This is a genomic window from Saccharomonospora saliphila YIM 90502 (assembly GCF_000383795.1).
Classification (GTDB): Bacteria; Actinomycetota; Actinomycetes; order Mycobacteriales; family Pseudonocardiaceae; genus Saccharomonospora; species Saccharomonospora saliphila.
The window spans coordinates 25,634-31,491 of sequence record NZ_KB912602.1; the positions used below are offsets into that span (position 1 = coordinate 25,634).

Genomic DNA, 5,858 nt, shown 5'->3' on the forward strand with positions numbered 1-5,858 from the left:
CGCCAGCGCCGCCGCGCAGACGAACGCCGCGCCCCGGCGCTCGTCCGGGACGTCGGCGAGCTGCCCCAGCAGCAACCGCAGGTTGGCCTCGTCGTCGCCGTGCGCGCCTGCCCAGCGCGCGGAGAGCACGCCGGGCATTCCGTTCAGCGCGTCGACGGCAAGACCGGAGTCATCGGCCACGGCGGGCAGGCCGGTGGCGCGGGCGGCGTCGCGGGCCTTGGCCAGAGCGTTGTCCTCGAACGTCGCCCCGGTCTCGGGCGCCTCGGCGAACGGCTCGACGTCGGCCATGCCCACGACCTCGATCCCGGCCACGCCGCTCTCGGCGAGGATGCGCCGCAGCTCCGCCAGCTTCTTGCTGTTCCGGGTCGCCAGCAGTACCCGGACGGGCGAGTCGCTCACTTGGAACCCTTCGACTTCTTCCCGCGCGGCGGCTCGGGCAGCTCGCCCGGGTACGGCTCGGCCAGCGCCTCGGACTGTGCGCGCGTCAGGTCGGCGCAGCCCGCCAGTGCGAGGTCGAGCATCGAATCCAAGGTGGACCGCGTGAAGGTCGCGCCCTCGCCGGTGCCCTGCACCTCGATCAGCGTGCCCGCGTCGGTGGCGACCACGTTCATGTCCACCTCGGCGCGGGAGTCCTCCTCGTAGGGCAGGTCCAGCCGCACCCGGCCGTCGACCACGCCCACGCTGACGGCCGACACGGCCGCCGACAGCGGCTTCGGGTCAGCCAGTCGTCCGGCGGCGCCGAGCCAGGTGATCGCGTCGGCCAAGGCCACGTAGCCGCCCGTGATCGCCGCCGTGCGAGTGCCGCCGTCGGCCTGCACGACATCGCAGTCGATCACGATCGTGTTCTCGCCGAGCGCGGCGAGGTCGATGCACGACCGCAGCGACCGCCCGATCAGCCTGCTGATCTCGTGCGTGCGGCCACCGACGCGGCCCTTGATCGACTCGCGGTCGCCGCGCGTGTGCGTCGCCGACGGCAGCATCGCGTATTCGGCGGTCACCCAGCCGAGTCCCGACCCGGCGCGCCAGCGGGGCACCCCCTCGGTCACGCTGGCGGCGCAGAGCACGCGCGTATTGCCGAACTCCACGAGCACCGAACCCGCGGGCCACTGCTGGTAACCGCGGGTGAGGCGCACCTCGCGGAGCTGGTCGTCGCTTCTGCCGTCTTGTCGCACCACGCCAGGCAGCCTAGTAACCCCCGATCATTCCCGCCGACGCGGGCATGCCTGCCCCAGCGGCCGAAGCCGGTGTCACACGTCGTAGACCGCCCCCTGGGCGACGGCCTCGGTCGGCCCGCCGAACGCCGCGCGCGCCTCGGCCAGCACCGCGTCCACATCCGACCACGGGGGCACGTGGGTCACCAGCAGCCTGCCCACGCCCGCCCTGCGGGCCAGCTCCCCGCCTGCCGACCGGACAGGTGCAGGTCGGCGGGCCGGTCGGGCGCGTCGGTCCAGCACGCCTCCGACAGCAGCGTGTCCGCGCCCTCGGCGAGCCGGTCCAGCGCCGCGCACGGGCCGGTGTCGCCGGTGTAGGCGAGTGTCGTACCGCCGTGTTCGATCCGCAGCCCGAACGACGGCGTCGGGTGGACGACCGGGACGGCGGTCACGGTGACGGGGCCGATCCGGACGGGTCGCTCACCCAGCGGGTGGAACTCGTAGACGTCGCCGAGGTCGGTCTGCCGCCGCTCCGCCTCGTGGGGCGCGTAGGCGTTGGCCAGCCTCGCCGGCGCTTCGGCAGGCGCGTACACCGGCAGCCTGTGCTGGCGCGGGTCGTACGGCGGGTCCGGGTGATAGCGGCGCAGCACGGTGAGGGCGCTGACGTCGGCGCAGTGGTCCGGGTGCAGGTGGGACAGCACGAGCGCGTCGAGGCGGAACGGGTTCAGCACGGACTGCATCCGGGCGAGTGTTCCGTTGCCGAGGTCGACACCGAGCACGGCACCGCCCGCCTCGACGAGGTAGCCCGATGCCGCCCGGTCGGGGCCGGGGATGCTGCCGGAGCAGCCCAGGATCGTCAGTCGCACGTCGCACACCTTGCCACGGGTGCGCCACGAGCGTCCTGATCACGTGGTGGTGAGCACGCCCGCCCCGCCCAGACCCATGAAGCGGCGCGCCAACCGTGTGAACGGCTCGGCCGCGCCGGTGGCGACGAACTCGTGCCCGGCCAGCCCGTCGCGCCGCGTGAGCAGATCCCGCTCGGTGAGCACGCGCACCACGTCCTTCGCGGTCTCCTCGGCGCTGGAGACCAGCGTGACCTCGGGGCCCATGACGGTCTGGAGCACGCCGGTGAGCATCGGGTAGTGCGTGCAGCCAAGAATCAGCGTGTCGACGCCGTCCCTGGTCAGCGGTTCCAGATAGCCCTGGGCGAGGCCGAGGACCTGCCTGCCGGAGGTGATCCCGCGTTCGACGAACTCGACGAACCGGGGGCAGGCCACGCTGCGCAGTCGCACCCCCGTGGCGGCGGCGAAGGCATCGTCGTAGGCCCGGGACCGCACGGTGCCCTCGGTGCCGATCACTCCGATGCGCCCGTTGCGGGTGGTGGCCGCCGCCCGCCGCGCCGCGGGCAGGACGACCTCGAACACCGGGATGTCGTAGCGCTCACGCGCGTCCCGCAGGCACGCGGCCGAGGCGGTGTTGCACGCGATCACCAACGCCTTCACCCCGTCGGCGACCAGCTTGTCCAGCGCGTCCAGAGCCAGCTCGCGGACGCGCGCGATGGGCAGCGGGCCGTACGGGGCGTGCCGGGTGTCGCCGACGTAGCGCAGGCGCTCGGCGGGAAGCTGATCGGCCACCGCCCGGGCGACGGTCAGTCCCCCGACGCCGGAGTCGAAGATCCCGATCGGGGCGTCGGAGTTCGCGGTACCGGCCTGCGTCACGCCTCGAGGGTACCGGGCCCGGGACGGCGCTCCGGGCGGTCGCCCCGTGCCACCAGCCACGCCGCGAGCACGCCTCCGAGCGCGCCGAACAGGTGCCCCTGCCAGGACACACCGGGGGTTCCGGGCAGCACGCCCCACAGCATCCCGCCCCACAGCGCGAACAGCACCACCGCCAGCGCCAACTGCGCGATACTGCGCGTGAACACTCCGCGCACGAGCAGGAAGGCAAGCCACCCGAAGGCGAGCCCGGACGCGCCGAGCGTCACCGTCGCCGGTGGTGCGGTCAGCCACACACCGATCCCGGCGACCAGCCAGATGGTCAGCGTCACCGCGACCCACCTGCCGAGTCCACCCGCCATGGCGAGGAAGGCGAACACCAGCACGGGGACCGTGTTGGCGACCAGGTGCCCCCACCCGCCGTGCAGCAGGGGAGCCCACGCGATGCCGTCCAACCCGGACGGCGACCGGGCCACGATGCCGTAGCCGTCCAGTTCGGCTGGCAGCACCACGTCGATCAACTCGACCAGGTACAGCAGCGCCACGAACGACACCGCGACCACGGCCGCGGCGAGCGGCCGCGGAGGCAGAACACGCTTCGCACCGCTGCGCCCGCGTGAGCGCGGCGCGGCCGGACCGCGGGGGGTGGGCGAATCGCCGGGCCGGAAAGGTTGCCTGTCCACGTCTCCAGGCTACGGCCGCCACGGCGGGCGGGCCTCGGGGTGAAACCCTGAAAGCCCGCCTCGGTACCGCGTCGTCGTCCACGCGTTCCCGCCGCGACGACGAGCCCGGATCAGGCCCAGAGCTGGCCGTCGAGGCGCTCGGCGGCCTCGTCGAGGGAACCGCTGTAGGCACCCGTCGACAGGTACTTCCATCCGGCGTCGGCCACGATGAACGCGATGTCGGCGTCGGCGCCCCTGCTGATGACCTTGTTCGCGACCCCCAGCGCGGCGTGCAGCACCGCGCCGGTGGAGATGCCCGCGAAGATGCCCTCCAGCTCCAGGAGCTCCCGCGTGCGCCGGAGGGCGTCGTAGGCCCCCACCGAGTACCGGCCGCTGAGCACGTCCTCGTCGTAGAGCTCCGGCACGAACCCCTCGTCGAGGTTGCGCAGCCCGTAGACGAGCTCGCCGTAGCGCGGCTCGGCCGCGATGACCTGCGTCTCCGGCTTCTGCTCGCGGAGGTACCGGCCCACGCCCACCAACGTGCCGGTGGTGCCGAGGCCACCGACGAAGTGGGTCAGCGTCGGCAGGTCCTTGAGCAGCTCCGGACCCGTCGTGCTGTAGTGCGAGTCGGCGTTGGCCTGATTCCCGTACTGGTAGAGCATGATCCAGTCGGGGTTGGTCTTCGCGAGCTCCTTCGCGCGGCGCACGGCCTCGTTCGACCCGCCCGCCGCGGGCGAGTACACGATCCGGGCGCCGTAGGCCTGAAGCAGCTGCCTGCGTTCGTCTGAGGTGTTCTCCGGCATCACGCAGACGAGCCCATAGCCCTTGAGCTTGGCGGCCATCGCCAGCGAGATTCCGGTGTTGCCCGAGGTGGGCTCCAGGATCGTCGAGCCGGGCCGCAGCCTGCCGTCCCGCTCGGCGGCCTCGATCATCGCCAGCGCGGGGCGGTCCTTGATCGAGCCCGTCGGGTTACGGTCCTCCAGCTTCGCCCACAGCCGCACGTTCTCGGCGGGTGACAGCCGGGGCAGCCCCACCAGCGGCGTGCCGCCGAGCGTGTCGAGCAGTGACTCGTACCGGGCCATGACTGCCGGACCCGCTTACCGTGCCCCGCCTGCGACGGCGGGCAGAATCGTCAGCGTGTCACCGTCGGCGACCTCGGCGTCGAGTCCGCCCGCGAAGCGCACGTCCTCGTCGTTGACGTAGACGTTGACGAAGCGGTGCAGCTTCTCGTTTTTGACCAGGCGCTCCTTGAGGCCGCCGTGGCGGGCCTCCAGGTCGTCGATCACCTCCGCCACGGTCTTGCCGGACGCCTCGACGGACTTCTCGCCGCCGGTGTGCGTGCGCAGGATCGTGGGGATGGAGACGGTCACGGACATGCAATACCTCCACTCAAGGGTTGACCTAGACACAGACGTCTGACGGGGCGGGTCTATTCCCGTCCCGCCGGTGTCAGCGGGCGTCGGGGACGTCGTCGCTGCCGGTGTTGGCGAACATGTAGGACTCGACGATCTCGACGGGTTCCTCGGTGACCTCGCCGTCCACGATCCGGTAGGAGCGCAGCTCATGCTTGTCCGGGTCCCGGGTGGAGACGAGCACGTAGTGCGCGAACGGCTCCTGGGCGAGAGTGATGTCCGTGCGGGACGGGTACGCCTCCGTCGCGGTGTGCGAGTGATAGATCACCACCGGCTTCTCGTCCCGGGAGTCCATCTCGCGGTAGAGCTTGAGCAGGTCGGCGGAGTCGAACTCGTAGAACGTGGGCGAGCGCGCCGCGTTCACCATCGGCACGAACCGCTCGGGGCGGTCGGTGCCGTCGTCCGGGCCGGCGATGACGCCGCACGCCTCGTCCGGGTGGTCCCGTCGCGCGTGCGCGACGATCGCGTCCACGAGATCACGGCGTATCTGCAACACGCCCGTCATCCTACGTCGCGCCGATCGCCGACGTTCACACCGTGAGACGACGCAGGTCACGCCGTGAACACGGTTTCGTCCCCTTGCTCTGCCAGCGCCGCGTCGGCCGTGATCGACCGGCACGCGGTCACCCACAGCAGGTCCGTGCCCCGCCGCCGGGTGTGCAGGGTGGACCAGTCCACCAGGGCCGCCCAGCGGGGACGTGACAGAAACAGTGCCTGGGCGTGGCCGAGGGCGGTGAGTACATCGTCCACACCGATGCCGTCGAGGTCGAGGACACACTCCCCGGTGCCGCTGCGACGGGCCGGATCGAGTGGGAGGGCCGTGCGGCGTACGGCACCGAGCAGCCGTGTCCGCAAGGCGGCGCCGTGGCGCCGGCGGAAGGCGGCACCGAGCGCCGGGTCGCGGTGGGCCTCGGGGAA

General features: G+C 72.2%; 8 protein-coding genes and 1 pseudogene. All 9 read right to left on the reverse strand.

Annotated features, from left to right (window positions below; genetic code table 11):
* The coding region (locus SACSA_RS0101260) for a non-canonical purine NTP pyrophosphatase (protein ID WP_019812874.1) at positions 1-399 on the reverse strand (399 nt) is incomplete at its 3' end.
* Entirely contained in the window at positions 396-1,175 is a 780-nt protein-coding gene (rph, locus tag SACSA_RS0101265) for a ribonuclease PH (RefSeq protein WP_019812876.1), read from the reverse strand. The genes rph and SACSA_RS0101260, both read right to left, overlap by 4 nt.
* Positions 1,176-1,247: 72 nt before the next feature.
* Positions 1,248-2,017: pseudogene (locus SACSA_RS0101270) on the reverse strand (MBL fold metallo-hydrolase).
* A gap of 39 nt (positions 2,018-2,056) precedes the next feature.
* Positions 2,057-2,869, reverse strand: coding sequence for a glutamate racemase (murI, locus tag SACSA_RS0101275; RefSeq protein WP_019812878.1), 813 nt, complete (start codon positions 2,867-2,869; stop codon positions 2,057-2,059).
* Entirely contained in the window at positions 2,866-3,420 is a 555-nt protein-coding gene (locus SACSA_RS20955) for a rhomboid family intramembrane serine protease (protein ID WP_332253220.1), read from the reverse strand. The genes murI and SACSA_RS20955 overlap by 4 nt, the downstream gene beginning before the upstream one ends.
* A gap of 239 nt (positions 3,421-3,659) precedes the next feature.
* Positions 3,660-4,610 carry a PLP-dependent cysteine synthase family protein gene (locus tag SACSA_RS0101285; RefSeq protein ID WP_019812881.1) on the reverse strand — a complete coding sequence of 317 codons (951 nt, stop codon included), beginning with the start codon at positions 4,608-4,610 and terminating at the stop codon, positions 3,660-3,662.
* Between the two features lie 15 nt (positions 4,611-4,625).
* Positions 4,626-4,904, reverse strand: a complete 279-nt coding sequence (locus tag SACSA_RS0101290) for a MoaD/ThiS family protein (protein WP_019812882.1) — start codon at positions 4,902-4,904, stop codon at positions 4,626-4,628.
* A gap of 73 nt (positions 4,905-4,977) precedes the next feature.
* Positions 4,978-5,445: a Mov34/MPN/PAD-1 family protein gene (locus tag SACSA_RS0101295; RefSeq protein ID WP_019812883.1), complete on the reverse strand. Its 468-nt coding sequence runs from the start codon at positions 5,443-5,445 to the stop codon at positions 4,978-4,980.
* 47 nt (positions 5,446-5,492) lie between these two features.
* Positions 5,493-5,858: hypothetical protein (locus SACSA_RS0101300; protein ID WP_019812884.1), on the reverse strand; the 366-nt coding region annotated here is incomplete at its 5' end.

Bases quoted from the DNA above. Each gene is read 5' to 3' on its own strand.
- SACSA_RS0101290 (WP_019812882.1), bottom strand. From the start codon at position 4,904: ATGTCCGTGACCGTCTCCATCCCCACGATCCTGCGCACGCACACCGGC.
- SACSA_RS0101295 (WP_019812883.1), bottom strand. From the start codon at position 5,445: ATGACGGGCGTGTTGCAGATACGCCGTGATCTCGTGGACGCGATCGTC.
- SACSA_RS0101285 (WP_019812881.1), bottom strand. From the start codon at position 4,610: ATGGCCCGGTACGAGTCACTGCTCGACACGCTCGGCGGCACGCCGCTG.